This window comes from Shewanella sp. AS16, from assembly GCF_021412365.1.
GTDB lineage: Bacteria > Pseudomonadota > Gammaproteobacteria > Enterobacterales > Shewanellaceae > Shewanella > Shewanella salipaludis.
In genome coordinates this window covers 467,493-486,556 of sequence record NZ_JAKCLK010000001.1, presented here as the reverse complement: position 1 = coordinate 486,556, position 19,064 = coordinate 467,493, and the positions used below count along the sequence as shown (strand labels likewise).

The 19,064-nt window shown below is 58.3% G+C and carries 16 protein-coding genes; 12 read left to right on the top strand and 4 right to left on the bottom strand.

Annotation, left to right across the window (positions count from 1 at the left end):
* The first annotated feature begins 52 nt into the window (after window positions 1–52).
* The 3 genes from LZP73_RS02215 to oleD all read left to right on the top strand — a co-directional run bounded on the left by LZP73_RS02215 (window position 53) and on the right by oleD (window position 3,941).
* A complete protein-coding gene (locus tag LZP73_RS02215; RefSeq protein ID WP_234232841.1) occupies window positions 53–1,000 on the top strand; it encodes an alpha/beta fold hydrolase in 948 nt (315 codons plus the stop codon).
* Window positions 1,000–2,712: an olefin beta-lactone synthetase gene (gene oleC / locus LZP73_RS02210; protein WP_234232840.1), complete on the top strand. Its 1,713-nt coding sequence runs from the start codon at window positions 1,000–1,002 to the stop codon at window positions 2,710–2,712. The genes LZP73_RS02215 and oleC overlap by 1 nt, the downstream gene beginning before the upstream one ends.
* A gap of 98 nt (window positions 2,713–2,810) precedes the next feature.
* Window positions 2,811–3,941, top strand: a complete 1,131-nt coding sequence (oleD, locus tag LZP73_RS02205) for a 2-alkyl-3-oxoalkanoate reductase (RefSeq protein WP_234232839.1) — start codon at window positions 2,811–2,813, stop codon at window positions 3,939–3,941.
* Between the two features lie 52 nt (window positions 3,942–3,993).
* Here the strand turns inward: oleD and LZP73_RS02200 are convergent, their stop codons facing one another.
* Window positions 3,994–5,001 carry an NAD-dependent epimerase/dehydratase family protein gene (locus tag LZP73_RS02200; RefSeq protein WP_234232838.1) on the bottom strand — a complete coding sequence of 336 codons (1,008 nt, stop codon included), beginning with the start codon at window positions 4,999–5,001 and terminating at the stop codon, window positions 3,994–3,996.
* A gap of 90 nt (window positions 5,002–5,091) precedes the next feature.
* Between LZP73_RS02200 and LZP73_RS02195 the strand changes: the two genes are divergently transcribed.
* Together LZP73_RS02195 and LZP73_RS02190 are read left to right on the top strand one after the other, a co-directional pair.
* Window positions 5,092–5,979: a LysR family transcriptional regulator gene (locus LZP73_RS02195; RefSeq protein ID WP_234232837.1), complete on the top strand. Its 888-nt coding sequence runs from the start codon at window positions 5,092–5,094 to the stop codon at window positions 5,977–5,979.
* 172 nt (window positions 5,980–6,151) lie between these two features.
* Complete coding sequence (locus LZP73_RS02190) at window positions 6,152–7,261, top strand: NAD(P)/FAD-dependent oxidoreductase (protein WP_234232836.1); 1,110 nt, start codon at window positions 6,152–6,154, stop codon at window positions 7,259–7,261.
* 44 nt (window positions 7,262–7,305) lie between these two features.
* Here the strand turns inward: LZP73_RS02190 and LZP73_RS02185 are convergent, their stop codons facing one another.
* Window positions 7,306–8,889: a peptide MFS transporter gene (locus tag LZP73_RS02185; RefSeq protein WP_234232835.1), complete on the bottom strand. Its 1,584-nt coding sequence runs from the start codon at window positions 8,887–8,889 to the stop codon at window positions 7,306–7,308.
* A gap of 398 nt (window positions 8,890–9,287) precedes the next feature.
* On the opposite strand from LZP73_RS02185, the gene LZP73_RS02180 reads away from it, so the two are divergent.
* From LZP73_RS02180 to LZP73_RS02150, 7 genes are all read left to right on the top strand, one after another.
* Complete coding sequence (locus LZP73_RS02180) at window positions 9,288–11,114, top strand: M20/M25/M40 family metallo-hydrolase (protein ID WP_234232834.1); 1,827 nt, start codon at window positions 9,288–9,290, stop codon at window positions 11,112–11,114.
* Window positions 11,115–11,342: 228 nt separating this feature from the next.
* Window positions 11,343–11,795 carry a GFA family protein gene (locus tag LZP73_RS02175; protein WP_234232833.1) on the top strand — a complete coding sequence of 151 codons (453 nt, stop codon included), beginning with the start codon at window positions 11,343–11,345 and terminating at the stop codon, window positions 11,793–11,795.
* A 463-nt stretch (window positions 11,796–12,258) separates the two neighbouring features.
* The gene (locus tag LZP73_RS02170) at window positions 12,259–12,570 is read left to right on the top strand and encodes a hypothetical protein (protein WP_234232832.1); all 312 of its coding nucleotides are present in this window, start codon (window positions 12,259–12,261) and stop codon (window positions 12,568–12,570) included.
* A 209-nt stretch (window positions 12,571–12,779) separates the two neighbouring features.
* The gene (locus tag LZP73_RS02165) at window positions 12,780–14,501 is read left to right on the top strand and encodes a phospho-sugar mutase (protein ID WP_234232831.1); all 1,722 of its coding nucleotides are present in this window, start codon (window positions 12,780–12,782) and stop codon (window positions 14,499–14,501) included.
* A gap of 142 nt (window positions 14,502–14,643) precedes the next feature.
* Window positions 14,644–15,030 (top strand): VOC family protein, encoded by a 387-nt coding sequence (locus LZP73_RS02160; RefSeq protein ID WP_234232830.1) that lies wholly within the window; start codon window positions 14,644–14,646, stop codon window positions 15,028–15,030.
* A 34-nt stretch (window positions 15,031–15,064) separates the two neighbouring features.
* Entirely contained in the window at window positions 15,065–15,526 is a 462-nt protein-coding gene (locus LZP73_RS02155; RefSeq protein ID WP_234232829.1) for a GyrI-like domain-containing protein, read from the top strand.
* Window positions 15,527–15,725: 199 nt separating this feature from the next.
* Window positions 15,726–16,481, top strand: a complete 756-nt coding sequence (locus LZP73_RS02150; protein ID WP_234232828.1) for a helix-turn-helix transcriptional regulator — start codon at window positions 15,726–15,728, stop codon at window positions 16,479–16,481.
* A 98-nt stretch (window positions 16,482–16,579) separates the two neighbouring features.
* Here LZP73_RS02150 and LZP73_RS02145 read toward each other — a convergent pair whose 3' ends face one another.
* Entirely contained in the window at window positions 16,580–17,263 is a 684-nt protein-coding gene (locus tag LZP73_RS02145; protein ID WP_234232827.1) for a glutathione S-transferase family protein, read from the bottom strand.
* Window positions 17,264–17,587: 324 nt separating this feature from the next.
* A complete protein-coding gene (locus tag LZP73_RS02140; RefSeq protein ID WP_234232826.1) occupies window positions 17,588–18,832 on the bottom strand; it encodes an aerolysin family beta-barrel pore-forming toxin in 1,245 nt (414 codons plus the stop codon).
* Window positions 18,833–19,064: the final 232 nt, after the last annotated feature.

Sequence of the window (19,064 nt, the reverse complement as noted above, 5' to 3'; positions counted from 1 at the left end):
CCATCGGCACAGACAATAAAAACGACCATAAAAATCTATGATAGGAAGCCCCATGCTCGACACTCTCTTGCCTTTTACACGCCACTTTTTCAGTCGTAACGGCCATAAACTTCATTATGTGAACGAGGGCCGGGGCGAGCCTGTGGTCATGGTGCATGGCAACCCCAGCTGGTCCTTCTATTACCGCAACCTGGTCGCTGCCCTGAAGCAAGATCACCAATGCATAGTGCCGGATCACATAGGTTGCGGCCTGTCGGATAAGCCAGGCGACGCCGCCTATGATTACACCCTCAAGCAGCGTATCGACGATCTCGAAGCCCTGCTGGCGCATCTTGGGGTGCAGGAGCAGATCACCCTGGTGGTGCATGACTGGGGCGGCATGATAGGCATGGGCTATGCCGCGCGTCACCCGGAGCGCATCAAGCGCCTGGTGATCCTGAATACCGGCGCCTTCCATCTGCCCAAGAGCAAGCCTTTCCCCTGGCCTTTGTGGATCTGTCGCAACACCCTGCTGGGCACTGTGTTGGTGCGCGGCTTCAATGCCTTCTCGGCCATCGCCTCCCATGTCGGCGTCAAGCGTAACCCCATGCCCAAGGCGATACGCCAGGCCTATGTGGCGCCATTCAACTCCTGGGCCAATCGCATCTCTACTTTGAGGTTCGTGCAGGACATACCGCTGCGTCCGGGCGACAGAAACTATGAGCTGGTGTCCGACATAGCCGCCAGCCTGGAAAAGTTTACCCGGGTGCCGGCCCTCATTTGTTGGGGCCTGAAAGATTTCGTGTTCGACAAGCACTTCCTCGCCGAGTGGCGCCGGCGTTTGCCCCTGGCCCAGGTGCATGAGTTTGCCGATTGTGGGCATTACATACTCGAAGATGCCGGCGAACAAGTGATAGCTCAGATCCAGGCGTTCCTCGCCGCCGAGCCTGCAGCAGAGCCAAGCGCAGAGCCGGCAGCAGAACAGGAAACCGGGCAAGACGTGGCTCAGGAAACCCGCTGATGACCGCCGCCCAAGTGGCTATGGCCAACCTCTGTCGCCACCTGAGCCTGGCGGCACGGGCGACGCCCACCCAGCTGGCGGTGGCGGTGCAGCAGAGTCGGGGCGGCAAGCTGGTCTACGCCGAGATAGATTTTGCCGAGCTGGATAAGCGCAGCGATGCCATCGCCTTCGCCCTCAACCATGCCGGCATAGGCAAAGGCCGGAAGGCGGTGCTCATGGTGACCCCCAGCCTGGATTTTTTCGCCTTCACCTTCGCTCTGTTCAAGGCCGGCATCATTCCTATCCTGGTGGACCCGGGCATGGGGATCCGCAACCTCAAGCAGTGTTTCGCCGAGGCCGAGCCGGACGTATTCATCGGCATCCCCAAGGCCCATGTTGCCCGGCGGCTGTTTGCCTGGGGTAAACCCAGCGTCAGGCATTGCATCCATGTCGGTGGCAACCGGCTGAGCCGGAGTTTAACGGGCGCCATCGGCCTGGATAGCCTGCTCGCGCAAGCGCCGGAGACGAGCGAGCCTTACCCCATGGTGATGCTGCCGCAGGACGAGATGGCGGCGATCCTCTTCACCAGTGGCAGCACAGGCACGCCCAAGGGGGTGGTCTACAGCCATGGCATGTTCGAGGCGCAGATCCAGGTGCTGAAAACAGATTACGGCATCCGCCCCGGCGAGCGCGACTTGGCGACCTTTCCGCTGTTTTCCCTGTTCGGTCCGGCGCTGGGCATGGCCGCGATAGTGCCTGAGATGGACGCCAGCAAGCCGATCACCGCCAATCCCGAGTTCATCTTCGCCGCCATAGAAAAGTATCAGTGCACCAATCTGTTTGTGAATCCTGCCCTGGTTGAGCGCCTGGGCCAGGCCTTGGTGGTCGGGGATGACGCAGCCGCACCAGCCCGCAAGCTGCCGAGCCTCAGGCGGGTGATCTCCGCCGGCGCCCCGGCAACTATTGCCTCCATCGCCCGCTTCGCCAACCTGCTCGGCGCCCGAGTGCCGCTGCTCAACTCCTACGGCGCCACCGAGTCTTTGCCGATCAGCATGATAGCCAGCCAGGAGCTGCTGACGACCTCGGCCATCACGGATGCCGGCGGCGGCATCTGTGTCGGTACGCCTGTCTCGGGCGTCGATATCAAGATCATTGGCATCACAGAGGATGTCATAGGCCACTGGGACGAGGCGCGTGTGCTGGCCGCCGGGGAAATAGGCGAGATAGTGGTGCGCGGCCCCATGGTCAGCCAGGGGTATTATCGCAGAGACGGCGCCAGCGCCGCGGCAAAAATAGCCGACACGGGCGGCAGGCTGCGCCACCGCATGGGCGATCTGGGGTACCTGGATCAGGAGGGCAAGCTGTGGATGTGTGGCCGCAAGGCCCACAGGGTCGATGCCGGCCGCGACGGCCGGTTAAGCAAACGCTATTTCTCCATTCCCTGCGAGCGGATCTTCAATACCCATGGCGCCGTCAAGCGCTCGGCCCTGGTCGGGGTCAAGCTCGCCGGGGAGGTGACGCCGCTGGTATGCCTGGAGTTGGCACAGGGTCTGGCCTGCAACAAGGGCGGCGCCCTCTATGCCGAACTGAGGGCGCTTGCCGAGCAATATCCCCACACCCGAGGGATCAGCCGCTTCCTGATCCATCCCGAGTTTCCGGTCGACATACGCCATAATGCCAAGATTTTCCGCGAGAAGCTGGCCCTGTGGGCTCAGTCGCAGCTAAAGGAATGAGCTGGGCTATGGATTCGGGCAATCTTTCTCGGGCAAGGGCTTGAGCAACAGATTTGAGTCATGGGCTCGAGCAAGAGCCGCAACGTCAGGTGCGAATTATGAATGATAGCTCCACAGCAGATTCCCCCACAGCCCATACCCCCACAGCCGATAGCGCCGCATTGGCGCAGCTGCACCCCGCCGAGCGGGCGGCGCTGCAACAACTGGCCGCCGGCGTAAGCCGGGTGTTGGTCACGGGCGCCGGCGGTTTTCTCGGCAAGGCCATCTGCCGGCGCCTGCTGGCGGCGGGGATCCGGGTCACAGGCTTTGCCCGCGGTCATTATCCCGAACTCAGTGCCATGGGCGTCGACATGGTGCGCGGCGATATCGCCGACGGGGCAGGGGTGCAGGCGGCGCTGCAGGCGTTCGGCCGCTGTGAGCTGGTGTTCCATGTGGCCTCCAAGGCCGGTGTCTGGGGCAGCAGGGCCAGCTATTTCTCCCCCAACGTCAAGGGTGCCGCCAATGTCGTTGCCGCCTGCCGGGCATTGAATATTCCCGCCCTCGTCTACACCAGCACCCCCAGCGTGACCTTTGCCGGCAAAGATGAGGCCGGCATAGACGAATCTGCCCCCTATGCCGCGCGCTTCCTCAATCATTACGCCGAGTCCAAGGCGCTGGCAGAGCGGCTGATGCTGGGCGCCAACGGCAGTTCATGCGCCGATGGCACCCGCCTCAGGACGGTGGCGCTGCGCCCGCACCTCATCTGGGGGCCGGGGGATCCCCATCTGGTGCCCAGGGTTCTGGCCCGCGGCCGCAGTGGCAGGCTCAAGCTGGTGGGCCGTGAAGACAAGCTGGTAGATACCATCTATGTGGATAACGCCGCCCATGGCCACATATTGGCGGCGCTGGATTTATGCGCCGGCGCGCCTCAGTCTGCCGGCAAGGCCTATTTTCTCAGCAACGATGAACCCATCACCATGGCGGCCATGCTCAACAGGATCTTGGCCTGTGACGGCCTGGCTCCCGTGAGCCAGAGGGTGCCGACGGCGCTGGCCTATGGCGTCGGCGCCTTGCTGGAAGGCGCCTATCGCCTGCTCGGCAAACAGCAGGAGCCGATAATGACCCGTTTCGTTGCCCGTCAGTTATCGACCAGCCACTACTTCGATATCACTGCCGCCAAGCGGGATCTCGGCTACCGGCCGCTGGTGAGCCTGGATGAAGGCATGGCGAGGTTGAAGGCGTCGCTGTAAGCCTTGAGTGTCACTCGTGCCGCCGGGGCCTTTTTCCCGGCAACCTCAGGCATTAAGGAAGACAGTTCAGGCTCCTGAGTGTGGTGGCTATGGCTTCTTCCAGCGGCGTCTGCGGCTCCTGACCCAGCACCGCCTTCAGCTTGCTATTGTCCATTTGCAGCGGCCGTTGCCATAGGTAGCGCATTTCCAACAGTTCCCTCAGCGTCGCCTTGAAGGGCGCCAGCAGCCTTATTAACCACCAGGGAAAGGCGCCGATCTCGGGGACGCAATTGCCATGGCCATGGCTGCCGTTATGGCGGGCGACGACACTGAGGATCGCCCGGGCCATCTCTGTGCCGTCGGCATCCCAATGACCGGCCATATGGAAGCGGGCGAACGGCTCCAGGGTGTCGCGTCGCTCAAGCAAGAGCAGCATGGTGCGGGCCACGTCGGGCAGGTAGGCCCATTGGTGGCCGACTCCGGCCATGCCAGGGTTGGAGATCTTGGTGACGGCGCGGTTGGGTCTTATCAGTCCCTGTGAGAACCAGCTGTTGCGGGCATTAGGGCCGAAGAAATCGCCGGCGCGCACTATCAGTACCCGGCCGCCATGGCGGGCGTAGTCGCGTAGCCGCAGTTCCAGCTCGACCCTGATGGCCCCCTTGCGGGTATGGGGCTCCTGGGGTGAGTCTTCACTCAGGAGTGCAAAGGCATCCGGCCCGTAATTGTAGACAGTGCCCGGCAGTACCAGGGTCGCGCCGTTCCGCTTCGCCGCCGCGAGGCTATTGTCCAGCATGGGCAGCACCAGCTTGGCCCAGTTGCGGTAACCCGGAGGATTGACCGCGTGGACTATGACGGCGCAGCCTTCGGTCGCCGCTTCAACATCCCGGCGCTCGAGGGCATCGCCATGGCACCAGTCTATGCCGTCCGCTGTTGCAGTCGCCATACCGGGGCGCGCGCCGCCCCGGCGTTTCATGGCTCGCACTTTCCAGCCGGCTCGTTGCAGTTGCCGGGCGAGCTCGCCACCTATGCCGCCGGTCGCGCCCAGCACCAATACCGTGTTATCTGTGTTAGCTGTGTTCATCTGTGTCTCCTTGTGTCTTTGAGGGGAGTTTACGTTTGTCTCCGGATAAACTAAATTGACTAAAATGAACGTACGGCTATACATTTTTGTATGAATAAAGAGATAGGTTGGGAGTTTTACCGCTCATTTCTCGGGGTCCTGCAGGAGGGCTCGCTGTCGGCTGCGGCGCGCGCCTTGGGCGTGACTCAACCCACGGTAGGGCGTCATATTGCCGCGCTCGAAAAAGGGCTCAAGCTGACCCTCTTCACCCGCTCTCAGGGGGGGCTGTTGCCGACGGCGGCGGCGCAGGCATTGCGCCCGCATGCCGAAGCCATGGCCAGTACGGCAGCGGCGCTGGAGCGGGCGGCATTCAGCCAAAATGACGGCATGCACGGCGTGGTGCGCATCACCGCCAGCGAAGTGATAGGGGTGGAGGTGCTGCCTTCTATCATCAAGGGGCTGCGGCAGTCATATCCCGCACTCAAGGTGGAGCTGCTGGTGTCCAACCAGGTGCAAGATCTGTTGCATAGGGAGGCCGACATAGCTGTGCGTATGGTGCGGCCACGACAGACACAATTGCTCGCCCGTCGGCTGGGGCAGGTGATGATGGGGCTGCATGCCAGCCAGGACTATATCGACCGGCATGGTTGCCCCGACAACCCGGAGGAGCTTGGGCGCCATAGCCTGATAGGCTTCGATCGCCCCAATGCCTTCGTCCGCCAACTGGCCAAGGATTTGCCTGGAATGGAGCGGGAGCAGTTTGCACTGCGCTCGGATAACGATCTCGCCACCTTGGCCCTGATCCGGGCCGGTGCCGGCATCGGCTTTTGCCAGCTGCCATTGGCCAAACGCGATGCCAACTTGGTGCAGGTGCTGCCGCAGCAGTTTGGCTTGGCCCTGGATGTCTGGGTGACCATGCACGAGGACTTGAGACACAATCCCCCATGCAGGACGGCATTCGACGCTTTGGTGGCAGGGCTGCAAGGGTACCTGGCCTGAGACCGACGCGTCGTTTGTGGCGCATGGCCTGGGATGCATAGCCGGGCTCATCTGCGTCGGCAATGGGGGCAGATGGTGCCTGAAACGGGAATTTGTCAGCATCGGAGAACCCGGATTCAAGCGACATCTTCATGTGATAAGCTCAAGCGATACACTCAGGGAACAGGCGCTCATGGAACACATAGATACCTTGGTGATAGGTGCCGGCGTGGTAGGTCTTGCCATCGCCGCCAGATTGAGTCACAGCCGCAGTGTCTTGGTTATCGAAAAGGAACGCCATTTCGGCGAGCATAGCAGCAGCCGCAACAGCGAAGTGATCCATGCCGGCCTCTATTACCCGACAGACAGCCTCAAGGCCAGACTCTGCGTTCGCGGCCAGGCCCTGTTCTATGAGCATTGCGAACAATTCAAGGTGCCCCACAGGCGCATTGGCAAACTCCTGCTGGCGCAAAATGCCGACGAAGCGCAGCAACTGGACGCCATAGCCAGGCAGGCCAGGTGCAACGGCGTGGAGGACCTCAGCTTTTTAAGCCGCTCCCAAATTGCCCTGAGAGCGCCATCCCTTACCGCCGGGTATGGCCTCTGGTCGCCCTCGACCGGGATAGTCGACAGCCAGCAGTTTCTCTTGTCTTTGCTTTATATACTCGAACTCAATGGCGGCAATTATGTGCCCAACACTGAGTTCATTGCCGCCAGGGCCGATGCCCGGGGCTTTGTCGTCACCTTGAATTGTGGCGGTCTGAATAGTGACGGCGAGCGCTTGCAACTGCATTGTGAGCAGTTGATCAATGCCGGCGGCCTGTTCGCCCAGAAGAGCGCCAAGGGCATCGAGGGTCTGGCAGAGGAACTTATTCCCGAGCTCCACTTTTGCCGTGGCCAGTATTTCAGTTACCAGGGCCAGCATGGCTTCAAACACCTGATCTACCCTGTGCCCGAGCAGCATGGACTCGGCATACATGCCACCCTGGACCTGGCCGGCGGGCTGAAATTCGGCCCGGACATCAAGTTTATCCCTGCCCTGGATTACGCCACGGACGCCAGCGCCAAGGGCGAGTTTGTTAAGGCCATCAGACGTTATTGGCCGGCCCTAGACGAAACCCGGCTGCAGCCCGACTATGCGGGCATCCGCCCCAAGCTGCAGCGACACGGAGTGCAAGACTTCGTGATCCAGGATGCGACCCGCCACGGCATCGAGGGCCTCATCAACCTGTTCGGGATAGAATCGCCAGGGCTGACCGCGAGCTTGGCGATCGCCGAGTATGTCGAACTGCAGCTGAGCTAGTGTGGTTTCCGGCCCGAGGCACGGGTGAATGCCTTGGCTCGAGTTCAGTCTTTCTCGTGCATCATTCTCTTCATCAGCGGGGCCAGGACCAGGAAGACAGCGGCGACGACTATGCCTATCTGGGCAGAGAAGATGAATAGCTGCTCGTACAGGGACATGGCACCGGCGATATCGCTGATGACGCCCCCCTGGGTGTCTATGGCGGCGAGCTTGTTCAGTTCGGCGGCGAGGATCTCCGAGTAGGAGGTGCCGAGGAACCAGGCACCCATCATCAGGCTGACCACGCGTTTGACCGACAGTTGAGTCACGGCCGACAGGCCTATGGGAGACAGCAACAGCTCGCCGATTTCCAGTACGAAATAGGCGCCGATAAGGAACCAGATGCTGACCAGGCCTGAAGCCAGCGGCAGTTGGATCCCCAGCACAAGTATCATGAACGACAGGCCGGCGAACATCAGCCCCAGGGCCATCTTCACCGGCTTGCTTGGATCCCAATTCCTCTGCGCCAGCGCCGGCCAGAGCCAGGCAAACAGCGGCGACAGGGTGATGACGAAGAAGGCGCCGAGGAAGGTCAGCTGGCCGGCGCTCCACTGCAAGCCGAACAGGCTGCGATCCATGACCCGGTCGGAGAAGGCCACCCAGGAGCCGTAGGTCTGCTCATACAGCCCGAAGAACATCAGGCCGGCGATGATGAAGAGGATCAGGGTCAGCATCTGCTGACGCTCCACCGAGTTGCAATGTTTGATCATGAACCAGCCAATCCCCAGCGTCAGCACCAGGGTGATGGAATGCAGGAACCACAATACCGGGCTCACCGCCGGCAGCAGGCTGTTGACTGCTATCAGTATTGAGTGGGTCTGCACCAGGCCCCACACCAGGAAGATGCTGCCCAGGCCACCCAGATAGATCCAATACTCTGTGCGTATGCCGGCGGTCTTTTTCAGTAATTTTTGCGGCTCTCTGGGCTCGGCATGGCCCTGGAGGTATTTCTGGCCACGGATGAAGACGAGCAGGCCGGTCAGCATGCCTATGCCTGCCAGGCCGAAGCCGTATTTCCAGCCATAGGTCTCACCCAGATAGGCGCAGATCAGCGGGGCTATGGTGGCGCCCAGGTTGATGCCGGCATAGAAGATGGTGAAACCCGAGTCGCGTCTGGGATCCTGTGGCGGATAGAGTTGGCCGACTATGGTGGAGATGTTGGGCTTGAGGAAACCGACCCCGACTATGATGAGTGACAGGGAGAAATAGAACACCTGCAGGGCCTGTTCGTCCCGCACTACCTCTCCAGCGACCAGCATGGCCTGGTGCCCCTCGAATGCCATCCCCAGATGGCCCAGCACCAAGAGAATGCCGCCGAACACCACGGCCTTGCGCATGCCCAGATATCGGTCGGCCAACAGGCCTCCTATGACAGGCATGGCATAGACCAGGGCGCCGTAGGCCCCTATGACGTTATAGCCGTACTCGTCGCTGAACAGGTGGTACTTGATCAGGTACAGGAACAGCAGGGCCTTCATGCCATAGAAGGAAAATCTCTCCCACATCTCGGTGAAGAAGCAGACGAACAGCCCCTTGGGATGCCCCAGGACCAAGTCTTGGGGAAAATGCTCATTGAGTTCGGCAGACACGTAAATTCTCCATCTGGGCCAGTTAATGGCTCTAAGTGTTATTTTTGTTGTTTTGCCCGCTTATCCTTATGCGGCGAACCGAGCATGTTGCAGTAAATCATACAATTGAGTGAATGAACAAGGTGTTGCTATTAAATACGCCATACGGCCTGGAGAACCGTAAATCGCCGTCGCAGCGGCTTTCAACCGGGAGCGGCTTTTTTATATTTGCTGTTTCACTACTTTTATTGGCCGTATCTACTACATTTACACGGGATTAAAAAATCCTCAGCAAAACTAATGACTTCCAAAGTCAGTGTTCGACCCTAACTGAGAGGATGGAACCGGGTTTTACCGTACGGCTCGTATTAGGCTCGTCCAAGGGAGTGGATATTCAATCATTGAAGGAACAATAATCTATGAAAGCCAGTATTAAAACCGCTTTGTTATCTTTGGCACCGCTGATGGTGCTGACTCAGGTGCAGGCGAAAGATCTGTGGATCACCGCAGACAGCGATACCCTCAATACCCTGAAACAAGTCCAGGCCGTGATCCCTGAGCAGGTGAATGCCCTGATGCCACAGCAGCGGCTCATCGCCCGCATCCCAGAGCAGGCCATCTTGAAACTCAGCACCCTGATGCATGAGCAGCATAACCGCTGCGGCGGTTTCACCGTGCATGAGTCGCAGCAGCAGGCGCTGTTGGCGAGTCAACTGCCCATCAGTTTGGCGCAGTTCAATCCACCTGAGATAGGTCAGCAGCAGAAGGTGACCACGGCGATCGCCGCCGTGTCCGGTGACAATATCATCACCACCATAGGCACCATGTCGGACTTCACCAACAGGTACTACACCAGCAGCCATGGCCAGAATGCGGCCATCTGGCTGGCGGACGAGTGGACCTCCATGGTCCAAGGCTATAGCTGGGCCTCTGTGAGTCGTTATGATCACCCGGCCTGGGGCCAGGACTCAGTGGTGCTGACCCTGCAGGGCAGCAGCCAGGCGCAGGAGATAGTGGTGCTGGGCGGGCATCTGGATTCGATCAATGGCGGTAACACTGGCGAGTCGGCTCTGGCCCCAGGGGCCGATGACAACGCCTCGGGGATCGCGACCCTGACAGAGATCTTGCGGGTCTTCATGGCCCAGGGCAACCAACCCAGGCGTACCATTAAGTTCATAGGTTACGCCGCCGAAGAAGTGGGTCTCAGGGGGAGTCAGGCGATAGCCAACGAGGCGGCGAGCAATAATCAGCAAGTCCTCGCCGTGATGCAGCTGGATATGACGGCCTATGCCGGCAGCATCGAAGACATAGTCTTCATGGACGACTACACGGACAGCAAACTCAATCAATACATGACCCAGTTGCTGGATGCCTATCTGCCGAGCGTCAATTACAGTTACAGCACTTGTGGTTACGGCTGCTCGGATCATGCCTCATGGCATAACGCCGGTTTCTCGGCCACCATGCCGTTCGAATCCACCATGGACTCCCACAACAATGCCATCCACACGGCCAACGATACCCTGGCACAGTTCAATTACAGTGCCGACCATGCGCTGAATTTTGCCAAGCTCGGCGCCGCCTTCGCCCTGGAGTTGGGGTTCGGCGAGGCCTTGCCGCTGCCGACGGCGACGCCTCTGGAGAATCAAATCCCGATTTCGGATATCGCCGGCGCCACGGGAAGTGAAAACTTCTATGTGATGACAGTGCCGGCCAATGTCAGCCAGCTGACCATAGCCAGCTCGGGTGGCAGCGGTGATGCGGATCTCTATGTCAGGCAAGGACAGTTGCCGACATCGGCCAGCTATGATTGCCGTCCCTACAAGGGGGGCAACGATGAGCAATGCAGTTTCGCCTCGCCGGTGGCGGGCGATTACTATGTGATGCTGCAGGGTTACAGCAGTTATGCGGGGTTGACCTTAAGCGGCAGCTATAACACTGGCTCGGGCGGTGACTCTGGGGTGCTGACGGATCTCAGCGCATCCTCTGAGTGGCTGTATCACACTGTGACAGTGCCGAGCGGCATGAGCTCGCTGACTGTGACCATCAGCGGCGGCACAGGCGATGCCGACTTATACCTCAAGGCCGGCAGCCAACCTACGGGTTCCAGCTATGCCTGTCGCCCCTATAAGAGTGGCAATGAAGAAAGCTGCACCATCAATAATCCTCAGGCCGGCGAGTGGTACATAGGGATCAACCCCTATTCTGCCTTCAGCGGCGTGACCCTGAACTGGCAGTATCAGTGAGGTGTCGTGATGAAGCAGCGTGCGGCTGAGGGTTAACAGGCCAAACCTTAACAGCGCCGCTGCCCCGGGCAGCGGCGCTTTTTTTTTAGCCTGGTAGCAGTCGTGGCCGCGACTGTGCTGCCGACGGCGGCATTTGCCTGCCGAATCGAAAATGAATGCTTTTCATCGAGTGAGTTAGCTCGTTTAATAGGGCAAGATCATCAGCTTGCGAAATAAGAGGATACCAGGATGCAAAGACATGCCGGCTGCAGCTGCGGCCAATTGACGCTCATTGCCAAAGGGGAACCCGTCCGGGTTTCTGTGTGTCATTGCAGCGCTTGCCAAATCCGCACCGGCAGCGCGTTCGGCGTACAGGTGCGCTTCCCCCTGGCCCAGGTGCAAGTCTCGGGTGTCAGCAAGGGCTACCGGCGCCGGGGTGACAGCGGCGGCCTGGTCGATTTCCACTTCTGCCCGGATTGTGGCGCCACCCTCTATTTCTTCGTGGATAGCCAGCCCAAGCTGATCGCCATCCCAGCGGGTAATTTCGCCCGTGACAGGGGGGATGACAGTGCCTCTGCCTTTGTCGCCACCTCAGTTGCCAAGCCGCACGGCTCGCCCTTGCCGCCGCCCACAGTGTCAGTGTATGACTGCCGCCGCGCGCCTTGGGTCCGGCTCGAAGGGATCGACGACGTTTATGATTGAAGGTTCGAATCTCGCTTGGCACAGACGCTTGGACCTCAGTTTCCGGCAGCACTCTTTCCAAAAGCACGCTTTCCAACGGCACTCTTTCCAACGGCACTCTTTCCAACGGCACCTTTCCAACGGCACCTTTCCAACGGCACTTTCCCAAAGCACTCTTTCCAAAAGTACTCTTTCCAAAAGTACTCTGCGACAGCGCGACAGCTGGCTGCAACACAGAGGCCGAGATCCAACCCGGCCTTTTTTGTCGTTCCACAGGGATTCATCTATATTAAGTTGAACGGTCATTGATTAACACATGGTCAGTTTCCGTCCTGGGTCATGGATGCCAACGTATGGGTGTAATAGAGTTAAGTGATTAATAAAGATGGAAAATACATAACTGCTTAGCCGTCGTTGTTCAGCCGCTAAACGGGTCGGTTTGAGGCGAGCGAGCCAGAAATCCAATGGCATGGGAGATACAAGAATGTCTATGGTAAGTGCGAAGGAATTTGCTAATTGGCTATACAAACGCTTCGAAGAGGTCGAGCAGGGTGTGAGTCTCACCCGCGAAGACATAAATCAACTCACGGGCCGGCAAAATTTTTCCCTGGTGTTCGTGCATGATATTCACTATGAGCTGATGCAGAGCGGCATGGCGTTCGTCACCGATACCTCGAGGGAGAATTTCTTTTTGGTGCGCGTGTGTGATAAGCCCTGGCGTGAGCAGCTGGAACATCAGCAGCAGAAAGATCAGGAGTCGGTCCTGAATGTGGTGTCGATAAATCTATCGCGTTAACCGGGCCTTGCCGCCGCAGAGGCCCGCACATGAGTCCGGGGCCTTACTGCATATTCCTCTTCCCTGTGGTGCCGATCGAGTCGCGGCCTCGAGGGCGCCTCGGCCTATGCCTGTTCATCCCTGGCGCTCGGGTAATTAATGCAAATTCGCTTGTTCTCTGCCAGAGTTTTTCTTAATGTGACTCAAGCTTAGGTTGAACGAGGTGCTCAATGAATACCCATCTGCAATTACAGTTGAAGCATTGGCTGGAAAAAGATCCCGACCCCCATACCCGGGCCCAGCTGCAAGCGCTGATCCAGGCGCAGGATGAGGCTGAGCTCGCCGCCCGTTTCGCCGGTCGGCTGGAGTTTGGCACCGCCGGGCTGCGCGGCGTGGTTGGCCCTGGCCCCATGGGCATGAATCGCTTGGTGATATGCCAGACGTCGGCTGGGCTGGGCAACTATCTGCTGCAGCAGGTGAAAGACGCGGCGGTGCGCGGGGTGGTGATAGGTTTCGATGGCCGCCATGATTCCCGTCAGTTCGCCCACGACGCCGCCAGCGTCTTGACCGCCATGGGTATCAGGGTCCGTTTGACCGCCAGGGTGGCGCCGACGCCGCTGGTGGCTTTCGGGGTGAAACACTTCGACGCCGTGGCCGGGATAGTGGTGACCGCAAGTCACAATCCTCCCGAGTACAACGGCTATAAAGTCTACTGGGAGAATGGTGCCCAGATCATCCCGCCCCATGACAAAGGTATCGCCGCCTGTATCGAACAGGCGGCCACCCGGGACATTCCCTTCCTGGATCAGAGCCAGGCGACCAAGTTGGGCAAGCTCAGTTGGTTGCAGGATGACTTCTATCAGCTATACCGCCGCGGCATAATGCACGCCGAGGTATTGCAGAGCGCCATTCCGCCCGAGGGCGTGAGCCTGGCCTACACAGCCATGCATGGGGTCGGCGCCGAGATGGCCGAGACTGTGCTCGCCGATGCGGGGTTCAATTTGGTGTATTCGGTGGCGGCCCAGCGTGAGCCGGACGGTGATTTTCCTACGGTCAACTTTCCCAACCCTGAAGAGCCGGGAGCCATGGATCTGGTGATCGCCGAGGCCAGAAAGCATGGCGCCATGCTGGCCTGTGCCAACGACCCGGATGCCGATCGCTTCGCCGTGGCGGTGCGTCGGGACGACGGTGACTATCGGATGCTGACCGGCGATCAGGTCGGCGCCTTGCTGGGGCATTACCTCCTGGGTCACGCCGCCCTCGACCATAGACTGACGGGCACCACCTTAGTGTCTTCCAGCCTGCTGTCCAAGATCGCCGCCAGTTTCAACAGCCAGACTTATACCACTCTGACAGGGTTCAAATGGCTGATGAATGTCGCCATCGCCAAATCGAAACCCGAGAACCGTTTTCTGTTCGCCTATGAAGAAGCCCTGGGCTATACAGTGGGGGACATGGTGTGGGACAAGGACGGCATCTCGGCGTTACTGGCCTTTGCCCAGCTGACTGCCGAATTAACCGCCCAGGGGCTGACGCTCTGGGACAGGCTGGAGCAGATTTACCGCCGGCATGGTCTGCATCTCAACGCCCAGGTGAGCATAGCGCTCAAGCCGGGTACCCCGGACATAGGCGCCTACTTGCGTGAACATCCGCCCGAGGCCATCGCCGGTTTCCGGGTGCTGGAGACTGAAGATCTCAAAAGCAGCCTGCGCCGCTTCGCCGATGGCCGCAGCGAGGCCATAGAGTTGCCCGCCAGCGATGTGTTGCTCTACCGCCTGGAGGGGGGAGCCAGGGTGATAGTGCGGCCGTCCGGCACAGAGCCCAAGATCAAGTGTTATTACGAGCTGGTGGAACCCCTTAACCCCGACGACAGCCTGGACAGTGCCAACGGCCGTGCCGACAAGGCCATGGCGAATTTCATCCGGGCCCATCAGGCCAGTCTGCCAAAGTAACTTTTTTTTCATCTGCGCCAAGCCTACTGACACTATGCTGTCAGTAGGTGCGCCTTATGCTTCTTCCTGTCGGCCAAATTGCGTAGTTTCAATCCGTTGGCCACTGAAATTTATATGGATTTTCAACAAGGAGAGCATCAATATGTTACCAATAGCACCTCTGGTCTGGGGCGAAATCCCAGTGACAGATATGGACAGGGCCATCGCATTTTATCAGCACCATTTCACTCTGGCGTTCAAAAATGAAACCATGGGGGACATGGAATATGCTGTGCTGCTGACAGAGCAGTCGGATGCCGCCAGCATAGGGCTGATCAAGCACAAGGGCGCAGAGCCTTCACTGCAGGGATCTGTGGTCTACCTGCATCTGAGTGCTAAACTGCAGCCCTTGCTGGATAAGCTGGCGTCGGCCGGTGTCGAGATCCTCATGCCGGCAACGGGTATTAAGGACGGCGAATGCGGTTATTGCGCCCAGTTTGCCGACAGCGAAGGCAACAGGGTAGGCTTGTGGGCGAAAGATTTGGCCTAAGCGAGCGTCGAAGGACAGGGAACAGGAGTCGAAATTGAAGTTGATACACTTGGATGACAAGCAGATACATGGGCTCAAGGTACGCACCAATAATGCGGCCGAGATGCAGCCGGCGTCGGGCAAGATAGGGCCCCTATGGCAGCAATTCCATGCCAAGTACAGGAGTCGCCTCAATGCCGGCACACCAGTGTATGGGGTCTACCATGAATATCAATCCGATATGCATGCCGACTTCAGTGTCCTGGCCGGTACAACGGCAGACTCTCTGGCGCTCGCCTCGGCGGATAACGCCATGGCCGAGGTCACTCTGGTGGCCGGAGACTACCTGCAGTTCAGCGCCGAGGGAGAGATGCCAGGGAGCGTGATTGCTCTCTGGGGCCGGGTGTGGGCCTATTTCGCCTCGGCCGATTGCCCATACCGCCGTCGCTATCTGACCGACTTCGAATGTTATCCCAATGACAATCGGGTCGAGATCTACATAGGGGTAGCAGGCTAAAGAAGTGATGAGCAAGCAGATGACTGGGGTTTGAATGCCAGTGGTCTGAGTGGCAGTGGCCTGAAGGCGTAGGCCCGCCGGCCACTGCATAGCCAAGCCAGACCTGCATGCAGGTCTGGCTTTTGCATGGGGCGACTCTTGCAATGCAATAGCGCAACAGGGCCAACAAGCTAAGTGTCAAAGGGAGAACAGAGACGGGATGCGCCGCGCCGACAGATTATTTCAATTGGTTCAGATCCTGCGTCACCGACGCCTGACCACGGCCGCCGAACTGGCCGAGCGGCTCGAGGTCTCGACCCGTACCATCTACCGTGACGTGCAGGACCTCTGCCTGAGTGGTATTCCCATAGAGGGCGAGGCCGGGGTGGGCTACCTGCTGCGCCACGAAGTCAATGTGCCGCCACTCATGTTCACCGAGGCCGAGCTCGAGGCGATACAGGTGGGCATGCGCATGGTGCAGACCTGGGGCGGCAAGGAGCTGGGCAGCGCCGCCAAACAGGCGATGATCAAGGTCGAAGCCGTGTTGCCCGCCAGGTTGCAGCGTAACCAGTCACTGATGTTTTCCCCGGACTTTTATCTGGATTCGGATGAGTTCCAGTTTTTGGATCCCTTGCGCAATGCCGCCAGCGCCCGCGAATATGTGAAGCTCTGCTATCAGGATGCCAACCGGGTGCAGACCGAGCGGGAAGTACGTCCGCTGGCCATCTACTTCTGGCGCGGCACCTGGACTCTGCTGACCTGGTGTGAGCTTAGAGCAGATTTTCGTAACTTCAGGGTGGATCGCATAGTGGCGCTGGATAAATTGGGGCGCTTTTTCCCTGTGAGCCCGGGTCAGGAGCGGGACGACTTCATGCGCTTGATGGCGGCTGCCGAAGCCGACAGGCATGAGACAGGCAGGCATGTGACAGACAAGAAGCCGCCGGCAAAGGTCAGGGACACAGGACGCGCCGGCTGACCCTCATAGGCCCGTTATGGGCCGATTCCCTTGACTCCCGGCTCTCCAATAGGCCCGGTTGCAAGTGGCAGCCGACCGACGTCGGCCGCCTGCATAGCTCAATTTTTCCGCAGATCTTCCAGCCAGACCCCAGCCTCTCTGGCCTCTGTTTCGTGTTCCTCGTCGCGCCAGGGTTCGGCCAGCGCCGCCTCATACCAGGCCTGCATGCCGGGCAGTGCCAACAGGTGTTGCACATAGGCCTGAGCGCTGGCAGACAGGGGCGGGGCGTAACTCTGGGCCCGAAAGGCCAGTGGGGCGAAGAAGGCATCGACGGCGCTGAAGTGCTCGCCCGCCAGAAAGGGACCGCCGAAGCGCGTGAGCCCCTGTTGCCATAGGCTGTCTATTCGGTGCCATTCCGCCTTCAGAGAGTCGGGCCATTGATGCAGCCTTACCCTCAGGCCGCAGTTCATGGTGCAGCCGTTGCGTATGGCGCCGAAACCTGAATGCATCTCGGCGGCGGCGCAGCGTGCCCAGGCGCGGGCGACGCGATCGGCGGGCCAGATCTCCGGCACCTGCTCGGCCAGATATTCTATGATCGCCAGTGAATCCCACACCAGGATCTCGCCATCCTGCAGGCAGGGTACCTTGGCTGTCGGTGAAAAGCTGCTGAAGCGACTCGTGTTTTCCCGGCCGCCGAAGGGCACCAGTTTTTCGTCGAATGTCAGCCCCAATTGGGTCATGAGGATCCAGGGGCGCAGCGACCAGGACGAGTAGTTTTTATTGGCGATATAGAGAGTAAGCAAGATAGGGCTCCGGTGAGTCACGGCAGAAGCAAATGCACAATTGCACAATCAAGAGTGGCTTGCTCGGCCAGAATGGACTCAGTCTAAATCCCGGCGTGCTTGGGGAGAAGTCATTTTATTGGAAATGTGTTTTTCTTCAAGGGAATGGATGACTCAGGTTAGCCTAGGGATGATCTGTCGCCAATCCCCGGCCAAGCTTAAAAACAGCAGCGTTTGGATGTAATAAACCCCGACGCGAGCGTCGGGGTTTAACGTCGGGGCTTCATCCGTCCAGGCTATGAAGATCTCCGACTCCAGTGGTTACGACACTGGGATGAAGATAACTCAGTTGTTCAACATCATATCGCTTGGCTGGGTAACGCTGAGGTTGTCGATGAGCCCCTCGTAGTCGTTGTTTTCTATGTCTCCGACCACTATCTCAATATTGTTGTTATTGAATCCGAAACTTTGGGTTTGGACCCCGGGGCGGTTGGCCATGTCTTCATCTGTCAGCGGAATAGCCGCACCTGCATCTATATAGAATTGGCTCGAGTCTATGGTCGTGAACTTGCCGGAAATAGGCGCGCCATGTTTTCTCGCCAAATTAGCCAGATGCCATTCGAACCAACTCTTATTCGTTGAGGAGGTCACGGCCGCCGGCCAATCCCAGACACCATAACCATAAATATCCTGATGCAGATATTGATCTATTATCGACTCAGGTCCGCTCAGGTTATTGGCATTGACGCCCCCGAAGGTATAAGGGAAATTGGGTCTGTCTGTAGGATGATCTATATGGGCGTTGCCTCCCCAACGCAGGAAGTTTTCATATTTAACGTCATACATCATGAACATATTTGAGCTGTAGGGAATATCTGCCTTCTGTTTGAATAAGGTTATCGAGACATAACGTTTGCTGCGCGGCGGCATAGTCGCGTTATATTGTGCCTGGGCAGAGATACTTGTGCTGTCGCCATTGGTTTCGCTCCAGCCTTGGCTGGCAGAAAATTCGGCACTGATCTCCGAACTCGCTCCCCCCAACCCTGGGATCCCAACCTCATATTTATTGGTCACCCCGATTTTTTCGGAAAATGAAAAGTTATCGGTTTTTGCCCAGCTGGTGGTGCGATTGTAATTCAGGGTTGCCAGGCCGGTATCTTCGCTGTCTCCCCAGTTATAGACAACAAAGGGGACAGTATAAAGGGCTTCGCGCTCATATATCTGCGGCGTACCCAGCGTGAGATCTTGCGGGTTGGTCACGAAGTGTATGTTCTTCAGATTGACTTTCAGGCGTTCGCTGGACCAGTAGCCGCCGGCATAGGGGTCATTGCTGTTGTAACGGGCATTGAGGCTATACTCGGTAGCAGATTCCCTTTTCACTGCTATGTCTTGACCCACATATTGGGATGCGGTGCCGCCGGCCCAGGCATAACCCAGGTGATGACCCAGGTAGAAGAGGGAGCCGATGAATGAAGGGTCATTAATCACATTATTTTTCAGCGAATCAAGATCCGGTGAAGCGTGCTCTACCATAGAGAGTTTGGGGATAGTATTTGGGATCGCAGCTTCGACCAAGCTGGAAACCGTCATAAATGCCGTTAAACAGGATAGTGTTATTATATTTAAACCAGATGTTATCTTCATTATTATTCCTTTACTTTAATAATTCCATTGTACAGTTGCGTGCCTATGGGAATTATATGTACAGCTCCTTTATCATATAAGTATCATTACATCGTGGCACTTATTTAAGCTAGCATTTTTAAATTTACCGGGTCAATTTAAAAAATAAATAAATCTCAAACTGTTTAAATTGTGTTAA